Below are 20,480 nucleotides of genomic sequence, written 5' to 3'. Positions count from 1 at the left end.
CCGTCCCATGCTGTCCGACCGTCACGACGCGGCCGGATATCACTGAACGATCCTTCCGGGGAGGAACCTGCACCGATGTCGGCCTSTTCCGGAATCCACGACGCTGCCGTTACCGAGCGGTCCTGGCTGCGTTCGAGCGCCGATTATCTGCGCACCCCCGAGGGACATTCGACGGTTCTCGGTTTCGTCGGCGCCCTGATGATCACGTTCGGCGGCTTCGGCGCCGGCAGCGTCCGTCGGCACGATCCGCTGCTCGAGGATATGAGCCTGTCGTGGCTGCGCTTCGGTCACGGCTACGTCCTGTCGACGATCGTCATCTGGGGCGGCGTCCTGGCGATGATCACCGCGTGGGTGCGCCTCGGCCGAGCCACGATCAAGGGCCGTGTCGGCCTCCGAGCGCTGACGTGGACGGTCCCGGTGTGGACCGCGCCGATGCTGCTCGCGGTCCCGATGTTCAGCCGGGACGCGTACTCCTACCTGGCGCAGGGAGCCCTTCTGCGGGACGGCTTCGATCCATACGCGGTGGGACCCGTCGTCAACCCGGGCATCCTGCTCGACAACGTCAGCAACGTGTGGACCACCACCACCGCACCGTACGGCCCGATCTCACTACTGCTCGGCCAGGGCATCACGACCATCACCGGTGACAACGTCGTCGCGGGCACGATGATGCTGCGTCTGACGATGCTTCCGGGTCTGGCGCTGATGGTGTGGGCGTTGCCCCGGCTGGCCCGTCAGCTCGGCGGCAACCCGGCGATCGCGCTGTGGCTCGCTGTCCTCAACCCGCTGGTGCTGATCCATCTCATCGGTGGCGTCCACAACGAGCTTCTGATGGTCGGCCTGATGGTCGCCGGCATCACTCTCGCGCTGGATCGCAAGCATGTCGCGGCTGTCGCGATCATCGCACTCGGYGTCGCGGTGAAGGCCATGGCAGGGATCGCGCTGCCGTTCATCGTGTGGATCTGGATGATCCACGAGCGCGACAAGGCGCTGGCCGAGGGCCGTGAACCCGCGACACCCCTGGCGGCCTTCTTCAAGACCGCGGGCACCGGGTTCGCGGTGTTCGTCGCGATCTTCACCGCGGCCTCGGCGGCCGCCGGTGTCGGGATCGGGTGGCTCACCGCGCTGTCCGGCTCCGCGAAGATCATCAACTGGCTGTCGCTGCCGACGTTCCTGGCGCACATCGTCACGGTGAGCAGCGAGCTGCACGCCGGTCAACCGGCCCTCGAGATCACCCGCATGATCTGTGCGGTCGCGCTCGTCGCAATCCTCGTCGCGGTGTGGTGGCGGTTCCGCAAGACCGAGCGCGACGCAGTCATGGGCATCCTCGTCGCTCTCGTCGCGATCGTCGTCCTCTCCCCCGCCGCACTGCCCTGGTACTACTCGTGGCCGCTCTCGATCGCCGCCGGCTTTGCGATGTCGACCCGAACGCTGCAGATCCTCGTCGGCCTGTCGACGTGGCTCATGCTGGTGTTCCAGCCGGACGGGTCGATCGGGCTCTACACGTTCTTCCACGTCGCGCTGGCCACCTTCGCCGCTGTCGTGGCTGCGGTGTCCCTCAGGACCGTCGACCCGCTGCGTCTGCGGTCGGTGTCCGACAAACCCCGTGCCGCGGCCGCGGCGGCCGCGGTGGCGGTCGACGAGATGGCCGACGCCGCCGAGCAGCGCTCGTCGGTGACCCGACCAGCAGTGTGACCCGACCGGCGCTGTGATCCGAGCAACCCCCACGGACGACCTCGCCGCGGCCTACCGGCACTGCCGTCGGCTCGCCGCCGAGCACGGCCGCACCTACTACCTCGCGACCCGCCTGCTGCCGCCGGAGCGACGGCCCGCCGTCCACGCCCTGTACGGGTTCGCGCGCACGGTCGACGACGTCGTCGACGTCGACTGCGCCGGCCGGCCACCGGCCGAGCGCGCGGCAGCGGTCGACCTCGTCGAGTCTCGTCTCGACGATGCACTCGCCGGACGCCCCGTGGACGATCCCCGCACCGGTGCGGTCGTCACGGCCCTCGCCGACACGATCCGCCGCTACGACATCCCGGTCGCCCACTTCCGCTCGTTCCTCGACTCGATGCGGATGGACATCCCGGGCACGCCGACATACCGCGCGAACTATCCCGACATGGACGCGCTGCGGCAGTACATGCACGGATCGGCCGCGGTGATCGGCCTGCAGATGCTGCCCGTCCTGGGCACCACGACATCCCTCGCGGAGGCCTCGCCCCGGGCGGTGGCGCTGGGCGAGGCCTTCCAGATGACCAATTTCATCCGCGACGTCGGCGAGGACCTCGACCGTGGGCGGGTGTACCTACCCGCCGACACCTGGACCACGTTCGGGGTGGACGAGGAACTGTTGCATCGCTGTCGGCGCACCGGGACGGTCGACCCGCGGCTGCGGCGGGCGCTGGCCCACTTCACTGCCCTGACGCGAGCGCTCTACCGGCAGGCGGAGCCGGGACTGGACATGCTCGAGCCCCGTGTCCGTCCGGGGATGCGCGCCGCCGTCGTGCTGTACTCCGAGATCCTCGACGAGGTGGAGGACAGCGGGTTCCGAGTCCTCGACCGGCGCGCGACGGTTCCTCGGCACCGACGGCTGGCGGTTGCGTTGCCGCTGCTCGCGCGAACGCTGACCGTGCGGGACCGCTGACGACACAGCGCACCGGGGTCCGGGCCGCGGACCTACCCGCGACCCGACCCGGCCGGAAACTCAGAACGCCATCGACTGTGCGCGGCGGACGACCTCACGCGCCAGGTCACCGTGCATCGCATCGATGGGCGTACCGGGCAGCGAATCGTCCTCGGCGAACAGCCACCGCATGACTTCCTCGTCCTCGTAACCGCCGTCCTTGAGCACGCGGATCAGTCCCGGCAGCAGACGGACGGGCTGTCCGTCGTCGCCGAAGAACGCCTCCGGAACGCCGAGGACGCTGTCACGGCGAACCGCGATCAGCTCGTGGTCGCGCAGCAACTGGTGCACGTGGGTGACGACGAGACCCATCTGCTTCGACACGTCTGCCAACTGCAGCAGAGAGATCGATCGGTCCAACACGTCATCGCAGTAAGGGATAGCACTCACTCCCGTAACGTTATCGGGTCCGCACCGCGGCTTCGACCACGGTCCCTTCGTGGGGACGGGGACGGTGACGCGGGCTGACTACGATCGAACTGAATCTGTGGAAGGAACGAGGGGGCGCGAGCTTGAATCCCGGAGGTCGACGACTGATCGGTGTGGTGCTCGATCGGCGCTACCGCATCGATGCACCCATCGCGCGCGGCGGCATGTCCACCGTGTACCGCGGCATGGACCTGCGTTTGGACCGACCGGTCGCGATCAAGGTGATGGACCCACAGTTCGCCGCCGATCCGCAGTTCCTCGCGCGCTTCGAGTTCGAGGCCCGCGCGGTAGCCCGGCTCAACCATCCCGGGCTGGTCGGCGTCCACGACCAGGGCAGCGACGGCGAGCACGCCTTCCTGGTCATGGAGCTCGTCGAGGGCGGCACGCTGCGCGAGCTGTTGCGCGAACGCGGCCCGATGCCCCCGCACGCCGCCGCTGCCGTCGCCCGACCTGTTCTCGAGGCCCTCGCCGTCGCGCACCGCGCAGGCCTGGTCCACCGGGACATCAAGCCCGAGAACGTGCTCATCTCGCACTCGGGGGACGTCAAGATCGCCGACTTCGGTCTGGTGCGGGCGATCGCCGCGTCGAACACGACGTCGCGCAGCGTCATCCTCGGCACCGCCGCCTACCTGTCCCCCGAGCAGGTCACCACCGGCACCGCGGACGCCCGCAGCGACGTCTACGCGGCCGGGGTGCTGATGTTCGAGATGCTGACGGGTACGACGCCGTTCACGGGCGACACGTCGCTGTCGATCGCCTACCAGCGCATCGACAACGACGTTCCCGAACCCGGCAGTGTCATCGACGGCGTTCCGGCGGAATTCGACGACCTCGTGGTCCGCGCCACCGAGCGCGATCCCGAGGAACGTTTCGCCGACGCCGGTGCGATGGCGGCCGAGTTGCGCTCGGTGTGCACACAGCTGCAGTTGCCGTCGTACCGGGTTCCGGCTCCGCGTCGGACGGCACAGCAGTCCGGCTTCCCCACCGCCGCCACCACGCGCACCCCGCACGATGCCGCGGGGCCGCCCGCACCGGCACCCGCGCCGTCCGAGAATGCGACGACCGTGATGTCCGCGCCGACGGAGGGTCCGCAGTCGGGCATCCAGCACACCAAGGTCGTCACCACCGCGACGCCGCGGCTGCCGGAGAGCCCGCCCGAGAGCGAACCACCGGCCGAACACGGCTTCGGGGACATCGACGCGCAACGGCGCCGGTCCCGCCGCACGGTACTGGTGTGGCTGCTGGTGATCCTGCTGGTCGCCGCCGGGCTGGGGTTCGGCGGCTGGTGGCTGGGCTCGGGTCGCTACGCCGCGATACCGGCGATCGACGGCCTCGACACCGCGGGCGCCACAACCGCGATCGAGGCCGCGGGGCTCTCCACGCAGACGCGGGGCGAGTACTCGAACACCGTCGCGGTCGATGCCCTGGTCGGCACCGATCCGGCCGCGGGCGCCAAGGTGCCGCGCGGGTCCGACGTGACGCTGTTGGTGTCGTTGGGCCGTCCCACGGTTCCCGAGGTCAGCGGTCGCGGCGATGTCGCCGCGGTCGAGACGTCACTGCGTGAGCGCACGTTCGCCCCCGTCGACGGCGGCGAGGCGTTCAGCGCGCGTGTTCCGGTCGGTGGCATCGCCGCGCTCGAACCGGCCCCCGGCACGATGCTCGACGTCGGCTCCCAGGTCCGGATGATCCGGAGCAAGGGCGCGCCGCCGGTGGACGTCCCGAACGTCTCCGGGATGTCGGAGGACGCCGCCCGCCAGGCCCTGGACTCGGTGGGCATCACTGTCCGCGACGTGCAGCAGGTGTTCGACGCGAATGTCGACGCCGGAGACGCGATCGGCACCGACCCCGCGGTGGGCACGAGCGTCAAGGCCGGGTCGAGCGTCACGCTGCGCGTCTCCAACGCGGTGAAGGTGCCGTCGATGCTCGGACGCACCGTCGGTTCCGCGAAGTCGGAACTGGCCCGCCTGGGCCTGCAGTACGAGGTCCGTCAGGTGGCCGGGTCGGACCGCTCGCTGGTGATCTCGCAGAACCCGGGTTCGGGTGACCGGGTGGCCCCCGGCGGCACCGTCACGCTGATCTCCTTCCCCTGACCCGTCCCCCTGTATCCCCCGAGAACGGCTGAAGGGTCCCCTCGTGCGCTGCGGGCGCAGGAAGGGACCCTTCAGGACGGGCGGTGGGTGTCAGCCGCGGAGCATCTCCGCCACGAGGAACGCCAGCTCCAACGACTGCTGGGTGTTCAGGCGCGGGTCGCACGCGGTCTCGTAGCGTCCGGACAGGTCCAGGTCGGAGATGTCCTGGGCGCCGCCGAGGCACTCGGTGACGTTCTCACCGGTGAGTTCGACGTGGATGCCGCCCGGATGGGTGCCGAGACCGTTGTGCACCTCGAAGAAGCCCTGCACCTCGTCGACGATCCGGTCGAAGTGGCGGGTCTTGTAGCCGGTGGATGCCTCGTGGGTGTTGCCGTGCATCGGATCGCACTGCCAGATCACCTGGTGACCGGTGGCCTGCACCTTCTCGATGATCGCCGGCAGCAGGTCGCGCACCTTGCCGTTGCCCATCCGCGAGATCAGCGTCAGCCGGCCGGGCTTGTTCGTCGGGTCCAGCCGCTCGACGTATTCGACCGCCATCTCGGGGGTCGTGCTCGGGCCGATCTTGAGGCCGATCGGGTTCGCGAGCAGTTCGGCGAACGCGATGTGCGCGCCGTCGAGTTGGCGGGTCCGGTCGCCGATCCACAGGAAGTGCGCCGACAGGTCGTACAGCTTCGGGTGATCGTCGTCGTTGTCGAGGCGCAACATCGCGCGCTCGTAGTCGAGGACGAGCGCCTCGTGGCTGGCGAAGATCTGTGCGTGGTGCAGGCTGGGGTCGGTGACACCGCACGCGTTCATGAACTGCAGGCCGCGGTCGATCTCGGCGGCGAGGGCCTCGTAGCGGGCACCGGCCGGCGACGACGTCACGAACTCGCGGTTCCAGTCGTGGACCTTGTGCAGATCGGCCATCCCGGCGCCGGTGAGCGCACGCACGAGGTTCATCGCCGCGCTGGCGTTCGCGTACGCACGGACCAGACGGGACGGGTCGTGGACCCGGACCGACTCGTCGGCGACGATCGAGTTGACCATGTCTCCGCGGTACGACGGCAGGCCCAGCGCGTCGGTGTTCGACGAGCGCGGCTTGGCGTACTGCCCGGCGATGCGCGCGACCTTGACGACGGGCAGGCTCGCACCGTAGGTGAGCACGACGGCCATCTGCAGCAGCGTGCGGATGTTGCCCTTGATGTGYGGTTCGGTGTTGTCCGCGAAGGTCTCCGCGCAGTCACCGCCCTGCAGCAGGAAGGCCTCACCGCGTGCCACCTCTGCGAGCTTCGCCGACAGCGCCTCGACCTCGCTGGCCACCGTGATCGGCGGCACGCTCTCGAGGACGGTGCGCATGGCCGACGCCTGGTCGGCGGGCCACTGCGGCTGCTGCGCGGCCGGCTTGGCGAGCGCGGCGTCGAGCTGCTCACGCATACCCGCGGGCAGCGGCGGAAGTTCGGGCAAGCGGTCGATCGGAACGTCGACAGTCCAGTTCACCACTACAGGATATTCGCCCCGTCGACCCCGGGTAACCGAAGGCCCCCATTCGACAAGATCAACCTGTGACCCGATCACCGCCGGGAGGCGGTGATTCTCGTCACCGAACCGAGCGGAAAGCCTCGATCGCATCGAACTTCGCGAGGTTGTGCCGGGCGTCCGCGAGCGCGTCGTGCGCATCGTCGGGAACCGGTGGCAGCGGCGGGCAGCCGTTCATCTCCCAGTGCTGACGCAGCTCACGCGTGTAGCGCGGCATGTTCGACGGCAGCTCGGTCATCGCACCCCACAGCTGGCAGAGCGCGACGTGGTCGTATGCCGCGACCCACGCCCACAGTTCGGGTTCGATGCCCGGCCGCGGCACGAGGAACTTCATCAGATCGTCACGGATGCGCGAACGGCTCTTCCACAGCGGCGACGACGGCGGCGGCAGCTTGGGCAGCACGTTCCGGCGCACCCATTTGCCGGCACGCTCGGGATCGAACTCGGTGGACACCGCGTAGAACTCGCGGCCGTCCTCGCAAACCACACCGATCGAGACGAGCTCGATTGTGCGACCATCCTCGATGAACTCACAGTCGTAGAAGTAGCGCACCGGGGGAGCTTATGCCCCCCGCGCCGGGGCACTCGACACCACGCCCCCCGTTCGTAGAAGGATGGCTTGGTGCACACCCCCACCCCCGACTCCGCCGACCGGTCCCCCGCTGCCGCCGCGGACTCGCCATCGGCGACGTCCCGACGGCGCTCGCCGGTCGTCGTCCTCTCACGCGTCGCAATCGTGCTCGCGTGCGCGGTCGGCGCGGTGTACCACCTGTTCGGGATCCCCGGGCTGCGTGACGTCGGCTTCTACTACCGAATCGACCTCGACGTCTACCGGCTCGGCGGGTCGGTGTTCGCCGCCGGTGGCCCGCTGTACGGCTCGATGCCCCCGACCCAGTCGGGAATCGGACTGCCGTTCACGTATCCGCCGCTCGCGGCCGTGGTGTTCAGTCCGATGTCGGCGATCTCACTCGAGGCGGCGGGCGTGGTGCTCACGGCGCTGTCGCTGGTGGCCCTGTTCGCGACGCTGGTGCTCACCCTCGCGTCCATCGGGATCTCGCCTCGCTCGACTCTGGTGTGGACGGCACTGGCCGCCGCTGCAGCGGCCCTGACGTTGGAGCCGGTCTACTCGACGCTCGACTACGGCCAGGTGAACATCCTGCTGATGGTGTTCGTCGCGGCCGACTGTCTGTTGAAGAAGACGCCGTGGCCGCGGGGCATGCTCATCGGGTTCGTCGCGGCCGTCAAGCTGACGCCCGCCGTCTTCGTCCTGTTCTTCCTGCTCCGCAAGGACTTCCGGGCGGCGGTGACGACCGGGCTGAGTTTCGTCGGGTTCGGCGCGATCGGCTTCGTCGTGGCGCGGGCCGACTCGTGGCAGTACTGGACCGACACGCTGCTCGATTCGGGCCGGATCGGCGGACCCGCCTACCCCGCGAATCAGAGCATCACCGGTGTCCTCGCCCGGCTCGGTCTCGACCCGTCCGTCCGCAGCGTGCTGTGGCTGCTGCTGAGCGCTGCCGCACTCGTGCTCGCAGGGGTCGCGATGTGGCGGGCCTTCGCTGCGGGCGCGGCGGCGCTGGCGTTGTTCGTCAACGCGCTGCTGGGACTGCTGGTCTCGCCCGTCTCGTGGTCACACCACTGGGTCTGGGTGGCCCCGCTGCTGCTGCTCGTCGGCGTCGAGGCGTACCGGCGGCGCAGCCTGGTCCTCGGCGCCGGCGTGGTCGCCAGCGGGGCGATATTCGTGATCGCCCCGCACTGGCGCCTCGGTCACGGACGTTGGGAGGGAACCGGCTGGCCCGTGTGGGATCAGTTCCTCGCCTCGTCCTACGTGTGGTGGGCGATCGCCGTCATCGCGGCCGTCGCCGTCCACCTCGGGCGTCGTCGCGTCGGCGAGGCCGGCTCGGTGGCGGGCACCACGCATCTGACCACCGTCCCCTGACGCTCCCCTCGAGGATTCCGCGGCGGTATCGCGCCACCAGCAGAGCACGTACACCGTCAGCGAACCGACCAGCGTCACCACGACCCACATGGTCAGTGCGATGTCGACCCACGAGCCGATCGGCGGGTTGCCCGGCAGGATGCCGCGCAGCGGAATGACCGCGAACAGCATCGCGGCCATCCAGCTGAGCATGTCGGTGTGCACCCGTCGGCGGCGTCGCGCGGTCTGCACGGCGACGAAGGCGGCCAGTGCCGCGAGCACGGCCATCATCAGCAGCAGAATCGCCGAGTACACGAGGGTGCCCACGCCCCTAGCGAGATGGACCGTCGTGCTCGAGGCGAACTCCTCGTCGACGCCCACCGCGTCCGACCGGACCGTCCAGCCTTCGACATTGTCGTCGAGGTAGACGCTGCTGCGGTGGATCTCGACGCCGTCGCCCGTGCCGGTGTATGCGGCGACCACCATAGGGGCGACGTCGAACCGGTCGAGCGGCCACCGCCCGGCCTGTCCTTGCACCATCAGCTGAGCATCGAACGTGGTCGGCACCGCGCCGGCAGGGAACACCAGCTCGGTGCGCGACGTGCTGGGCGCGAGATGCAGGCTGATCGGTACGGCGAGCGTCTCCCCGTCCGGTCCGGAGAAATCGGAACCCGGCCCGATGGTGACTTCGACGTCGAGTCGGCCCGAGGCGGGGTGCAGCGACGTCGGGGTGACGATCACGGCCACCTCGTCGTGGTCGGTGTGGATCGCGACGACCTCGTCGCGGTCGTCGGTGCTCGACGCGTACACGGCGAGGGAACCGAGGTAGAACACGGCCATCACGGAGACGACGAGCGCCCAGAACAACCGGGGCCGGTTTCGCCGGAACGATGCGAGGGGCACGAGTGGGAAGATACCGCGATCGGAAACCCGGACGGATTTATCGGGCGAGCGCGTCGGCCACCGAATCGACCGGCGGAGAGGACACTTTCGGCTCCCGGCCGGTCAGGACATCGCGCGCCGCCTTCGGATAGGCGAGCATCTCCCGGACCTTGTTCTTCACCAGCGTCGACCGTCGCCCGCCGGCCCGACCCGCGCGGACACCGTCGACATCGATCCCGGCGGCACGCCCCAACGCGACGGTGCGCGGGAGGTGGAAACGCTGGGTGACGACGAGAGCACGCCGGATGCCGAACGTGCGGGCGGCGCGGACGCAGGTGTCGTAGGTGTCCAGTCCGTACGGGTCCTCGACGATCCTCGCGGGGTCGACCCCGGCCGCGACGAGATAGCCGGTCATGGCCGCGACCTCGTCACCGGACTTCCCGTGGGCGTCGCCGGAGACCAGCACGACGGACGCGCTGCCGTCCGCGAGCAACCGCGCCGTCGCGTCCAGCCTGCCCCGGAGGAACTTCATCGGCCGACCGGCTCGCACCCGCGCGCCCAGCACGATCACGACCGGCGCGTACGGCGCATCGGACGGATCGTGCATTCGTCCGGCCGCGGCCGCGCCGATCCACACGAACGGCAGGCCCACCACCGCGACCGCACCCGCCCCTGCGAGACAGGCGCCGCGCAACACGGCTCGAGGAATCAGGGTTGTGGAGTTTCGAGGTTCGGGCACATCCGGCGGCGACTATCCGGCGCGGGTGTCGGGCACACGTGCGGCGTCGGCCGCCGATTCGGCCGGGGGCGCTCCCGGGGCCGGGTTCTTCAGCGTCGCGGCGTAGATGTCGACGTATTCCTGACCCGACAGGCGCATCAACTTGTACATGACCTCGTCGGTGACGGCCCGCTCGACGAAGCGGTTGCCGCCCATGCCCTCGAAGCGCGAGAAGTCGATCGGCTCCCCGATGCGGACGGTGACCTTCGCCGGCTTCCACATGCGCGAGCCGATCGGGTTGACCTTCGCGGTGTCGATCATCGCGACCGGGATGACCTTGACCCCGGACTCGAGCGCGAGGCGGGCCATGCCGGTCTTGCCCTTGTAGAGGCGACCGTCGGGCGAGCGGGTGCCCTCGGGGTAGATGCCGAGGAGCTTGCCGTCCCCGAGGACGCGCAGGCCCGCGTTGAGCGCGTCCTGCGCGGCGGAGGCACCGGTTCGATCGATCGGGACCTGGCCGACGGCGGAGAAGAACCACCGCTGGAAGCGGCCCTTGAGCCCGGTGCCGGTGAAGTACTCGCTCTTCGCGAGGAAGGTGATGCGGCGGTTGACTCGTAGCGGAAGGAAGAACGAGTCGAGCACCGCCTGGTGGTTGCTGGCGAGGATTGCCGGGCCGTCGGTCGGAATATTCTCGGCGCCTTCGAGTTTCGGCCGCCCGAGGAGCAACAGCACCGGACCCAACAACACGTACTTAAACAGCCAGTACCACATGGCGTCCTTCCGTCCGAGCTCGATTCCCCCAGGTCTACCCAGGCCTCCACCTAGGGAATGACTGTACTCAGCAGTCCGGACCGCTGCCACACGCCGCCGCCAGATCCGCCGCACCGATCATCGCGGCCGCCTCGCCGAGCAGGGTGTGCCGGATCCGCGCCAACGGCCGGTGACCCGCACCGGTTGTCAGGCGCGCATAGTGCTCGCGGGCGTCGTCCAGGAAGAGCGGCGCCGACATGCCGACACCGCCGCAGATCACGATGAGGTCGGGGTCGAAGACGTCCGAGACCGTCGCCAGCCCCACGCCGAGCCAGCGGGCAAAGTCCGCGAACACCGCGAGCGCCAGCGGATCTCCGTCCGAGGCCGCTGCCGCGATCCGTCGTCCGGTCAGCGACCCGGGATCGACCGCGACGGCGCGGGCCAGGACGGTCGACGCCGACGGGTCGGCTGCGAGCAGTTCGAGTGCGGTGTCCACCAGCGCGGTGCCACTGCAGTAGCGCTCCCAGCATCCCCGTTTCCCGCACGCGCACGGGCGGCCATCGGGAACGACCTGCGTGTGCCCGAGTTCGGGGGCCACGCCGAAGCTGCCCCGGTACAGCCTGCCGTCGATCAGCAGGGCGGCGCCGATGCCGGTGCCGATCGCCACGATGACGACATTGCGCCCGCCGGCGGCGGCACCGAACCGGCATTCCGCCCACGCGGCCGCGTTCGCGTCGTGCTCGAGCACGACGGGCAGACCGAGGCGCTGACCCAGCGTGCGGGCCACCGGCGCATCGACCCACGGCAGATGCGGCGCGAATCGGACCGTGGTGCGGTCGGAATCGACGAAGCCGGCGACGGCGAGACCCACCGCCGCGATGCGGTGCCGATCGGCAAGTTCGCGGACGGCCCGCTCGATCCCCCGCTCGAGTGCATCCGCGGCGTGCGGCGTCGGCGCCTGCGCCGTATCGAGCACGTCACCGCTCGCATCGACGACCGCGGCCCGGATGCTGGTACCCCCGACGTCCACGCCGACGGTGAGAAGTTCGGTGCTCTCCACCCTGCCGATTGTGCCGACCGCGYCCGGCGGTGCGTGCGGCGGGTACCGCGTGTCTAGTGCTTGATCGTGACGTCGATCGGCACGAACTTGTGCGACGTGAACGGCCCAGACGGCCCAGACGGCCCAGTGGCAGTCGGCTCATCGGCGGTACCGGTGGCGGCACGGTCGTGATCGTCGAGGACCTCACGCAGCACGGCGAGCAGCACGGCGCCCTGACCTGCCAGCAGCGTGACGAGGTCGTGCTGTTCACCGCGCACCAGCGCGGCCAACGCGCACAGCGGGCACCACGAGCAACTGCTGCAAGCGGGCTGGGAGCCGGTGCCCGCGCCGACCGTGTCGGCGACTGCAGCGGCGGCATCGGCTGCGCCCTCCCCGGAGCGGGCCGCCGCGGCCTTCTGCAGGATCGGCTCGAGCCGGTCGAGAACAGTCTCGGCGAGCGCCTTGAGTTCGGCGGCCAGTTCGGCGTGGTCGCCGGTCACCGGGGCCACACTGCGGGATCGGGGACGAACCGCACGACCAGGTCGGATCCGTCGAAGTCGGCGTCGCGCACGACGCAGCGGCGCAGCACCGACGCCAGGCGCACGCGACGACGTCTGCCGTCGGCTCCCACCAGCAAGTCGTCCTCCACTCGTCCCAGCGTCAACGTCCCGGGATCGACGAGCGGCAAGTGCATGCGCATCGCGTACACCGATTCGACGTCGCCCGAACCCGATTCGAGGGCGACGCGCACCGGCGCACAGTCTGCCCCGAGCACCTCGGACGGATCTGCCACGTCCGTGTAGACCGTGCGTGCCACACCACCGAGGGCATCCCACCCTATCGGCTCGTTCGCGAGGTGGTCGGCAGACAGCACCGTCACCTCACCCGTCGTGGCCGTCAACTCGGCCAGGATCTTCCGCTCCGCGGTGCGGCGGGTGTCGCACCAACTCGCGAGCTCCTCCGGCATGTCACCCGAATCCATCTGGGGCAGAGTCTTGTTCACGACAATCGCATCGACGCGGAGCCCGGCGAGCGCCAGCGCGGACAGGACCCGGCGGGTCTCCGCGAGCGCGACTCGCTCGGCGCAGGTCACCACCCGCACCGACGTCCGGTCGCGGTCCTGCAGCAGGTCCCCCACCGCGGCAGTCGCGTCGAGCACCCGATCGAGCATCGCGACGACGAAGGCCAGCCGGGCACCGGTCGAGGTCGCGGCGGCGATACGCCGGTGCTGCGGCCACACGCGCTCCACGTATCCGGAGACGGATCCGGGAATTGCCAACGTGCGCAGCGCGTCCGCGGTCGGCGGGCAGTCCACGACGATGACGTCCCAGCGCGCCTGTTCGGCCAGTCGCACCACTTCGTTGAGCCCGAGGGCCTCCTCGACGCCAGGCAGCCCCGTCAATTCCTCTGGTGCCAGATCGGCGAACTGGGCGCCGTGATCGTGGACACCACCCAGGGCCAGCAGCGCGACGAGTCCGCGGTAGCGCTCCTCGAGCAGTGCCTGCGTGTCGATCTCGCGAGCGTGGAGGCCGGGTCCGACGCGCGACTCCTCGCTCCGCCCGACCGGGCGGTCGAGCACATCCGACAGCGAGTGCGCCTGGTCGAGGGACAGCAGCAGGACCCGACGTCCCGCCTCGGCGAGCGCGACCGCCGTCGCCGCCGCCACCGTCGTCCTGCCGACACCGCCCTTGCCGACGAACAGTCGGACCTGGGTGACCCGGGTGGAACCGGCGGCGCTCAGCCCTCCACCCGCTTCTTCAGTTCCTTGAGCGCGGTGTCGGTGATGACCTTCTCCGCCTTGCGCTTGAACAGACCGATCATCGGGATCGTCAGATCCACCGTCAGTTCGTACGTGACACTGGTGCCGCCGCCGGGTTCACGTTCGAGCGTGTAGGACCCGAACTGCGCCTTCTGGATCTCGCCGGACACCAGCTCCCAGCTCACCGACATCCCGTCGGGCGCCCAGCGGTACCGGAGCACGTAGGTGTCCTTGACCATCCCGGCGTCCAGCACGAATCGGACCTGTTCGGCGCGGCCGTCGGGCCCGGTCGAGAGCACCTCGACCGACTTCGCGGCCTCCACCCATGCCGGGTAGTCGTCGAAGTCGGCGATCACACCCATCACCCGCTCGGCGGGTGCGTCGACGGTGATCGACCTCTTGGTCTTCTCGGCCATGCCTCGGACGCTTCCTTTCAGAACGGCGCGACGTGCGCGTCACCGCACGTCCATCTCACACGATTTCCGACAGGACTCACAATCTCACTACTGCGGGGGTTCACCCGCGGCGCGTCCCGCCTCGAGCTGTTGCTTGAGCTCGAACGTCATCACCTTGCCCGCGAGCCGTCGGGCGTGGTTCATTCCGGCCAGGTCGAGGGACGCCAGCGCCTGCGGGCTCACGCCGGTCGGCTCCGCATGCAGGAAGTAGTGGACGACGGTGCCGTCCATGACCTGCTCGAGCCACACCTCCATCGTGCCGGTCAGCGGACCCGCCACCGTCCAGCGAATCCCCTTCTCCGCCCGATTCTCACGGACGTCGAGAACGAGGTCGGGCCACCACGCACGCCAGCGCGCGGGCACGGATACGCGGGCAGCCACCTTCTCCGGGGCTGCGGCGACAAAAGTCTGGTCGGCGACCTGAATGCTGCTCACTCCCACAGCTTCACACACCGCCCTCACGCCCCGTGATCTGGACTACACCTGGGTGGGAGAAGATCCACCAAGCCGCAGGTAGGTAGCCTTGCCGCGTGCTGTCCTCGGTCGGTCTATCGTGAGGACCAGCAAACCCTACTCGTCAGTATCTGCAGTGTCGGAGGTTGTCGTGCCCGAGTTCAGCGTTCCTGCCACGTTCACAATCCCGGAGGACGCATCCGCGGTCGACTCCGTCTTCGAGTACTCGACGACCAAGCCCGGACACGTCGTCTACCGGCGACAGGTCGGCGGGTCCTGGGTGGACGTCACCGCCCGCGAGTTCGCCGATCAGGTGACCGCCGTCGCGAAGGGACTGATCGCCCGCGGCGTCCAGCCCGGCGACCGCGTCGCGCTGATGTCCGCGACCCGCTACGAGTGGTCCCTGTTCGACTACGCGATCTGGAGCGCGGGCGGCGTCACGGTGCCGATCTACGAGACCTCCTCCGCCGACCAGGTCAAGTGGATCCTCGAGGACTCCGGCGCGATCGGCCTCATCGTCGAGACTGCCAAGCACTCCACGGCCATCGCGGAGGTTGCCGCCGCCGCACCCGATCTGCGGGCCGTGCTCCAGATCGAGCCGTCCGGTACCGACGAGGGCGCGGTTGCAGTCCTGACGGCGCAGGGCGCCGACATCCCGGACGACGAGGTACGGGCCCGCGCGAAGGCCCTGAAGGCCAGCGATCCGGCGACCCTCATCTACACCTCCGGCACCACCGGACGCCCCAAGGGCTGTCAGCTCACCCACTCGAACCTCATCGCCGAGTCCAAGGGCATCATAGATTCGAGTCTCGGCAAGCTGCTGACGACGCCGGGCGTGAGCACCCTGATGTTCTTGCCGCTCGCGCACGTCCTCGCGCGCGCAGTCAGCATCGCGGCCTTCGACGCCGGCGCCTCCCTCGGCCACACCAGTGACATCCCGAACCTGGTACCGACGTTCGCCACCTTCAAGCCCGATTTCATCCTGTCCGTCCCGCGCGTGTTCGAGAAGGTCTACAACACCGCCCGCCAGAAGGCGCACTCGGAGGGCAWGGGCAAGATCTTCGACCTGGCGGCCACCACCGCGGTCGAGTGGAGCGAGGCCAAGGACAACGGCGGCCCGGGCCTGATCCTCAACATCAAGCACGCCGTGTTCGACAAGCTGGTCTACTCCAAGCTGCGGGCGGCGCTCGGCGGCAAGTGCCAGCTCGCGATCTCCGGAGGCGCTCCCCTGGGCGCGCGCCTCGGCCACTTCTTCCGCGGCATCGGCGTCACGATCTACGAGGGCTACGGCCTCACCGAGACCACCGCCGCGTTCGCCGTCAACACGATCGGCAACCAGAAGGTCGGTACGGTCGGAAAGCCGTTGGCCGGCAACTCGGTTCGCATCGCCGAGGACGGCGAGATCCTGCTGTCCGGCCCGGTGGTGTTCTCCGGCTACTGGCGCAACGAGGCCGCGACGAAGGACGCCATCGAGGACGGCTGGTTCCACACCGGCGACCTGGGCACCGTCGACTCCGCCGGCTACATCACCATCACCGGCCGCAAGAAGGAGATCATCGTCACCGCCGGCGGCAAGAACGTCGCCCCCGCGCAGCTCGAGGATCACCTGCGGGCCCACCCGCTGATCAGCCAGGCGATCGTCGTCGGCGACCAGAAGCCGTTCATCGGCGCGCTGATCACCATCGACGCCGCCTGTTGGGTGGGGGGGCGCCCGACTTTTCCGTGCGCGGCTCTTGCCCGCGTCAGCCCAGCAGGCGACGCAGCTTGCCCCCCAGCACATCCCAGCGCCAGTTCGCCTTCACCCATTCACGCCCGGCCGCGCCCATCGCGGCGGCCCGGTCCCGATCCTCGAGCACCGAGATCACCGACTGCGCGACGTCGTCCACGGACGTGCCGTCGACGACGAGCCCGGTCTCGTRCTCGACGACCGTCTCCGGCGCACCACCGGAACGGCCGGCGATCACCGGCACGCCGGTGGCCGACGCCTCGAGGTAGACGATGCCGAGTCCCTCCACGTCCAGCCCGGCACCGCGGGTCCGGCACGGCATCGCGAAGACGTCCGCGATGGTGTGGTGCGCCGCCAGCTCCGCGGCCGGGACGCCGCCGGTGAACACGACGTGCTCGGCGACGCCGCACTCGTGGGCGAGCGCCCGCAACCGCTCGGCGTCGGGCCCCCCGCCGACGATCACCAGGACCGCGCCGTCGATGCGCCGCCGGATCGCGGGCAGCGCGCGGATCAGCTGGTCCTGCCCCTTGCGCGGAACCAACCGCGACAGGCACAGGACCGTCGGCCGATCCCCCAGCCCGTAGCGTGCGCGCAGTTCCGCGCGCGCCGCCGGGTCGGGACGGAACAGGTCGGTGTCGACGCCCGACGGCAGGTGCTCGAGCGCGGCGTGCGACCCGAATGCCGCCGCGAACCTGCCCCGCGTGTACTTGCTGACATAGGTGACGGCGTCGGTGTGGTCCCCGATCCGGCGCAGGGCCTGTCGCGCGCCGGGCAGCATGGACCAGCCCACCTCGTGGCCGTGGGTGGACGCGATCACCCGCTGCGCACCGGCGCGGCGGACCGTCGGCGCCAACAGGGCCAGCGGGGCCGCCGCCCCGAACCACACACTGGTGCACTCGTACTTCTCGACGAGCTTGGCCGCACGCCGCGCCACGAACGGCGTGGGCACCATCAGCGTCGTCGGGTGCCGCACCACCGCGTAGGGTTGCTCGGCGTCGAAACGAATGTGGCTGTCCCCGCGCCATCTCGGGGCGTAGACGACCAGTTCGTCCGCGGGAAGCTGGGCCGCAAAGGCATGCAGGTACGACTGGATTCCACCAGGTCGCGGAGGAAAGTCATTCGTCACCAACAGGGTTCGACGCATGCGTCCACCGTAGGTGCCCGCGACCCGGCACCGGGCGTCAGGGTCGGGACAGCTGCCCCTTGATCCAGCCGGCCCACGAATCGACCAACCCGTCCGTCCCGGTGCCCAGGATGCCGCGGATCCGGCTGTCGAGATCGGTCGCGGTGACCGGCCCCCGGGCCAGCTGCCGGTACAGCTCGTCCAGACGCGGCTCGCCGTACTCGGCGGCGATGAAAGCCGCAAGGGACCAGGACGATTCGTAGGCCGCGCGGGCGGTGTCACCGCCGGCCCGGAAGTCCTCGTTCGCCGGCAGCGCCGTCGGCGGACCGGTCCGCGCCACCTCCGCCGCCAGGGTGGGCGCGAGGTCCCCGAATCGCGCCTCGATCCCGTGGTAGCCGATGTAGTCCGCGTAGCCCTCGAGCATCCACATGGGGGATCCGTCCTCGGTTGCCGGACGGGCCGCGACATGGGTGAGTTCGTGCCGCAGGACCGAGACCCGGGTCAGGTCGGTGAGGCGTCCCGCCGCCTCCGGACTGAACACGATCCGCTGCCCCGACGCCGTCCCCGAACGATGATCCACGGCATCGGACACCGCGACCGCGGCGATGTCGGCTCCGCTGTGGTCCGAGCCCACCAGCGAGGAGAACTCCTCCTGCGAGCCGGCCACCATGACGACGGCCCTTCGCGACCAGTCCTCGCCCCACACGTCGGTCACGTGGGCGACGGCGTCCCCGAGGTCCGCCGCGATCAAATCGATCATCGCCGACTGCTCGGGGTGACCGAGCACGATCGACGGGCGCCCCTCTTCACCGGCCACCGTCCGTGTCGTGACGGGTCCGAAATCCCAAGGACCGCGCCACGTTTCACGATTCGATCCGGGCAGTGGCGAATCGTCCACCAGCTTCCACTCGTCACCATGCCGAGCCAACAGAAGCGAGACCGGCTTGCGGGTGGACTGGGCATCCGCGCCGGCGATCCCGTAGCGCAGGTACACCGCCGGGGCCCACACGTCGGAGGCACCGAGCGCGTCCGCCAACCCGGACGGGACCGGCGTCTCCGGTTCGAGCCCGATGTCGTAGGCGAACTCGGAGAAGGGAACCTGCGCAGCATTGTCGGCCCGCCGGACCTCCGAGTCGAGAAAACCCGGTGTCGCCTGCGGATCGAACAACGCCGGCAGCGCCGCCGTGTCCCCTGTCCGCACCGCACGCGCCCACTCGTCCAGCACTGCCTGTGCACCCGTCCGGCGACCGTCGTCGTACGGGTTCCCGACCGGCGCTGCGGGGCCCGGGGCCTCCGGTTCGTCACCGCCCCGGTCGAACGTCGTCAGGGAGAGGACCAGCGCCACCGCGACACCCAGCCCGGCCAGACCTACCCACTCCCACCGACGCACACGCCGCCGCGGCGCGGGACTCGGTGAGTGATCATCATCGGGCACGTCCGAGAGTCTAGGAGCCGCGGACACGGATGGACCCGATACCCCTGGGTATCGGGTCCATCCGGTGTCGGTGTATCGAGCGTTGGGGCGGCGTTCTCAGTAGCGGCGAGCGCCGTAGAAGGGCATCGACGCCATGGAGTCGACCTTCACCGGCGTGCCGTACGTCGAGGCGTGCAGCACGTTGCCGTCACCGGCGTACAGGCCGACGTGCGAGGCGTCGCTGTAGAACAACACCACGTCGCCGGGCTGCAGCTGACTCTTGTCGACCGGCGTACCGCCATCGGCCTGCGCCTGACTCGAGCGCGGCAGAACCTTGCCGATCTGCTTGTACGCCCACACCACGAGCCCGGAGCAGTCGTACGCGTCAGGACCGGTCGCGCCCCAGCTGTAGGGCTTCCCCACCTGGGTCAGTCCGGCCTGCAACGCGGCCGATCCGGTACCCGAGCCGAGGTTCGCCAGGATGCTCCCGGCGTCGACGCCGGCCGGGAACGGCGAGCCTGCCAGCTGTGCACGCTCGGCACCGGTGAGCTGGTCGAATGCCTTGGTGACCGAATCGATCTGCTTCTGCAGCTCGCTCTGCTTGTTCTGGAGCTCGTCGCTGACCTGCTTGGCCTGCTCGGTCGCGGCGCGCGCCGCATCGGCCGAAGCCTGCGAGGCCTCCGCCGCGGCGGTCGCATCGGCGGTCGCCTGCTTGAATCCGGAGACGGCCTTCGAGGTCTCGTTCGAGATCGCGTCGAGCGCCGACATCTGATCGAGCAGCTGCTGCGGCGAGTCGCTCACCATCAGCGCGAACAACCGGTTGGTGCGGGCGCCCTGGTAGCTGGCGGCGGCGAGCTTGCCGACCGTGGGACGGAACTGGTCGATCCGGGACTCGGCGGCGGCAAGCAGGTCACGATCTCCGGCCAGGCGCGCCTCCGCGTCCCGCTGGGCCGCCTGCTTGCCGTCGAGGTCGATCTGCGCGTTGTGCAGCGCCTCGGTGGTCTGTTCGGATTCGCGCGACAGGTCCGCGAGCCGCTCCAGCGCCTCGGTCGGGTTGCTCACCAACGGATCCGCGCCGGCCGAACCGGCGGGCAGTCCCACGAGGGTCAGGGAGAGCACTCCCGTCGCCAGAGCGGCACACATCGAACGCTTCATCTTCTGCGAGGACTTCTGGGAGGGCACAGCGGCGCGACTCTCCGTTTCTGGATTCGTCTCCACCAGACGGCGGTGGGGCCTGCAAGGGGGTCCGTAAGGTCTCGAACAGGTTACGGAATGGCATATGTCCGTGTCTACCCGGGAGTAGGACAATTCGTACATCGTCGCGAAAGCCACAAAAGGCCCGGGACCGACACGTGTCGAAAGACGTGCAGGGCGGGTCCGACCGGAGTCGGACCCGCCCTGCACACGTCGAACGTCTAGCTGTACCTGGCCATCAGGTTGGTTGCAGTCGGCTGATCGGTGGGAGTCCTCCGAGTGCGCTGTGGCGTCGTCGAGTGTTGTAGTACTCGAGCCAGGGTGCAAGTGCG

At 69.7% G+C, this 20,480-nt stretch carries 18 protein-coding genes and 2 pseudogenes; 5 read left to right on the top strand and 15 right to left on the bottom strand.

Annotated features, from left to right (window positions below; all coding sequences use genetic code 11):
• The first annotated feature begins 75 nt into the window (after positions 1 to 75).
• Together AB4Z09_RS15205 and AB4Z09_RS15200 are read left to right on the top strand one after the other, a co-directional pair.
• The gene (locus AB4Z09_RS15205) at positions 76 to 1,695 is read left to right on the top strand and encodes an alpha-(1->6)-mannopyranosyltransferase A (protein ID WP_442240096.1); all 1,620 of its coding nucleotides are present in this window, start codon (positions 76 to 78) and stop codon (positions 1,693 to 1,695) included.
• A gap of 16 nt (positions 1,696 to 1,711) precedes the next feature.
• Positions 1,712 to 2,647, top strand: coding sequence for a phytoene/squalene synthase family protein (locus AB4Z09_RS15200; RefSeq protein ID WP_174914796.1), 936 nt, complete (start codon positions 1,712 to 1,714; stop codon positions 2,645 to 2,647).
• A 60-nt stretch (positions 2,648 to 2,707) separates the two neighbouring features.
• Here AB4Z09_RS15200 and AB4Z09_RS15195 read toward each other — a convergent pair whose 3' ends face one another.
• Positions 2,708 to 3,076 carry an Rv2175c family DNA-binding protein gene (locus tag AB4Z09_RS15195; RefSeq protein WP_174911035.1) on the bottom strand — a complete coding sequence of 123 codons (369 nt, stop codon included), beginning with the start codon at positions 3,074 to 3,076 and terminating at the stop codon, positions 2,708 to 2,710.
• 122 nt (positions 3,077 to 3,198) lie between these two features.
• Between AB4Z09_RS15195 and pknB the strand changes: the two genes are divergently transcribed.
• Positions 3,199 to 5,205, top strand: a complete 2,007-nt coding sequence (gene pknB / locus AB4Z09_RS15190; RefSeq protein ID WP_114719269.1) for a Stk1 family PASTA domain-containing Ser/Thr kinase — start codon at positions 3,199 to 3,201, stop codon at positions 5,203 to 5,205.
• Between the two features lie 90 nt (positions 5,206 to 5,295).
• On the opposite strand, the gene AB4Z09_RS15185 is transcribed toward pknB, so the two are convergent.
• Both AB4Z09_RS15185 and AB4Z09_RS15180 read right to left on the bottom strand, forming a co-directional pair.
• Positions 5,296 to 6,681, bottom strand: coding sequence for a class II 3-deoxy-7-phosphoheptulonate synthase (locus AB4Z09_RS15185; RefSeq protein ID WP_114719430.1), 1,386 nt, complete (start codon positions 6,679 to 6,681; stop codon positions 5,296 to 5,298).
• Between the two features lie 100 nt (positions 6,682 to 6,781).
• A complete protein-coding gene (locus tag AB4Z09_RS15180) occupies positions 6,782 to 7,273 on the bottom strand; it encodes a polyadenylate-specific 3'-exoribonuclease AS (RefSeq protein WP_114719268.1) in 492 nt (163 codons plus the stop codon).
• Between the two features lie 66 nt (positions 7,274 to 7,339).
• Here AB4Z09_RS15180 and AB4Z09_RS15175 point away from each other — a divergent pair, with 66 nt between their 5' ends.
• Positions 7,340 to 8,656, top strand: coding sequence for a glycosyltransferase 87 family protein (locus tag AB4Z09_RS15175; protein WP_114719267.1), 1,317 nt, complete (start codon positions 7,340 to 7,342; stop codon positions 8,654 to 8,656).
• 42 nt (positions 8,657 to 8,698) lie between these two features.
• Here the strand turns inward: AB4Z09_RS15175 and AB4Z09_RS15170 are convergent.
• The 8 genes and pseudogenes from AB4Z09_RS15170 to AB4Z09_RS15135 all read right to left on the bottom strand — a co-directional run.
• Positions 8,699 to 9,475: pseudogene (locus AB4Z09_RS15170) on the bottom strand (DUF4436 family protein); the annotation flags it as partial.
• A 100-nt stretch (positions 9,476 to 9,575) separates the two neighbouring features.
• A complete protein-coding gene (locus tag AB4Z09_RS15165; protein WP_442240123.1) occupies positions 9,576 to 10,211 on the bottom strand; it encodes a SanA/YdcF family protein in 636 nt (211 codons plus the stop codon).
• Between the two features lie 57 nt (positions 10,212 to 10,268).
• The gene (locus AB4Z09_RS15160; RefSeq protein WP_174911040.1) at positions 10,269 to 11,006 is read right to left on the bottom strand and encodes a lysophospholipid acyltransferase family protein; all 738 of its coding nucleotides are present in this window, start codon (positions 11,004 to 11,006) and stop codon (positions 10,269 to 10,271) included.
• A 67-nt stretch (positions 11,007 to 11,073) separates the two neighbouring features.
• Positions 11,074 to 12,054 (bottom strand): ROK family protein, encoded by a 981-nt coding sequence (locus AB4Z09_RS15155; RefSeq protein WP_174914800.1) that lies wholly within the window; start codon positions 12,052 to 12,054, stop codon positions 11,074 to 11,076.
• Between the two features lie 44 nt (positions 12,055 to 12,098).
• The gene (locus AB4Z09_RS15150) at positions 12,099 to 12,524 is read right to left on the bottom strand and encodes a hypothetical protein (RefSeq protein WP_254622554.1); all 426 of its coding nucleotides are present in this window, start codon (positions 12,522 to 12,524) and stop codon (positions 12,099 to 12,101) included.
• The gene (locus AB4Z09_RS15145) at positions 12,521 to 13,726 is read right to left on the bottom strand and encodes an ArsA family ATPase (RefSeq protein ID WP_174914802.1); all 1,206 of its coding nucleotides are present in this window, start codon (positions 13,724 to 13,726) and stop codon (positions 12,521 to 12,523) included. Before AB4Z09_RS15145 ends, AB4Z09_RS15150 begins: the two co-directional genes overlap by 4 nt.
• A 35-nt stretch (positions 13,727 to 13,761) precedes the next feature.
• The gene (locus AB4Z09_RS15140; RefSeq protein WP_114719264.1) at positions 13,762 to 14,199 is read right to left on the bottom strand and encodes an SRPBCC family protein; all 438 of its coding nucleotides are present in this window, start codon (positions 14,197 to 14,199) and stop codon (positions 13,762 to 13,764) included.
• A gap of 87 nt (positions 14,200 to 14,286) precedes the next feature.
• Positions 14,287 to 14,673 (bottom strand): polyketide cyclase / dehydrase and lipid transport, encoded by a 387-nt coding sequence (locus tag AB4Z09_RS15135; protein WP_114719263.1) that lies wholly within the window; start codon positions 14,671 to 14,673, stop codon positions 14,287 to 14,289.
• Positions 14,674 to 14,842: 169 nt separating this feature from the next.
• Between AB4Z09_RS15135 and AB4Z09_RS15130 the strand changes: the two are divergent.
• Positions 14,843 to 16,381, top strand: a pseudogene (locus AB4Z09_RS15130) (AMP-dependent synthetase/ligase); the annotation flags it as partial.
• Positions 16,382 to 16,433: 52 nt separating this feature from the next.
• Here the strand turns inward: AB4Z09_RS15130 and AB4Z09_RS15125 are convergent.
• The 4 genes from AB4Z09_RS15125 to AB4Z09_RS15110 form a co-directional block, all read right to left on the bottom strand.
• Positions 16,434 to 17,561, bottom strand: a complete 1,128-nt coding sequence (locus AB4Z09_RS15125) for a glycosyltransferase family 4 protein (protein WP_442240095.1) — start codon at positions 17,559 to 17,561, stop codon at positions 16,434 to 16,436.
• 37 nt (positions 17,562 to 17,598) lie between these two features.
• A complete protein-coding gene (locus AB4Z09_RS15120) occupies positions 17,599 to 18,975 on the bottom strand; it encodes a hypothetical protein (RefSeq protein WP_254622556.1) in 1,377 nt (458 codons plus the stop codon).
• A gap of 96 nt (positions 18,976 to 19,071) precedes the next feature.
• On the bottom strand, positions 19,072 to 20,097 hold the full coding sequence (locus tag AB4Z09_RS15115) for an NlpC/P60 family protein (RefSeq protein ID WP_254622557.1): 1,026 nt from the start codon (positions 20,095 to 20,097) through the stop codon (positions 19,072 to 19,074).
• A 289-nt stretch (positions 20,098 to 20,386) separates the two neighbouring features.
• The coding region (locus tag AB4Z09_RS15110) for an integrase core domain-containing protein (RefSeq protein ID WP_442240122.1) at positions 20,387 to 20,480 on the bottom strand (94 nt) is incomplete at its 5' end.

The organism is Rhodococcus sp. TAF43 (genome assembly GCF_052113525.1).
GTDB lineage: Bacteria > Actinomycetota > Actinomycetes > Mycobacteriales > Mycobacteriaceae > Prescottella.
This window is presented reverse-complemented; position numbering and strand designations above follow the sequence as displayed.

Coding starts and splice junctions, on each gene's coding strand:
- AB4Z09_RS15160 (WP_174911040.1), bottom strand. CDS start 11,006: ATGTGGTACTGGCTGTTTAAGTACGTGTTGTTGGGTCCGGTGCTGTTG.
- AB4Z09_RS15115 (WP_254622557.1), bottom strand. CDS start 20,097: ATGTGTGCCGCTCTGGCGACGGGAGTGCTCTCCCTGACCCTCGTGGGA.
- AB4Z09_RS15140 (WP_114719264.1), bottom strand. CDS start 14,199: ATGGCCGAGAAGACCAAGAGGTCGATCACCGTCGACGCACCCGCCGAG.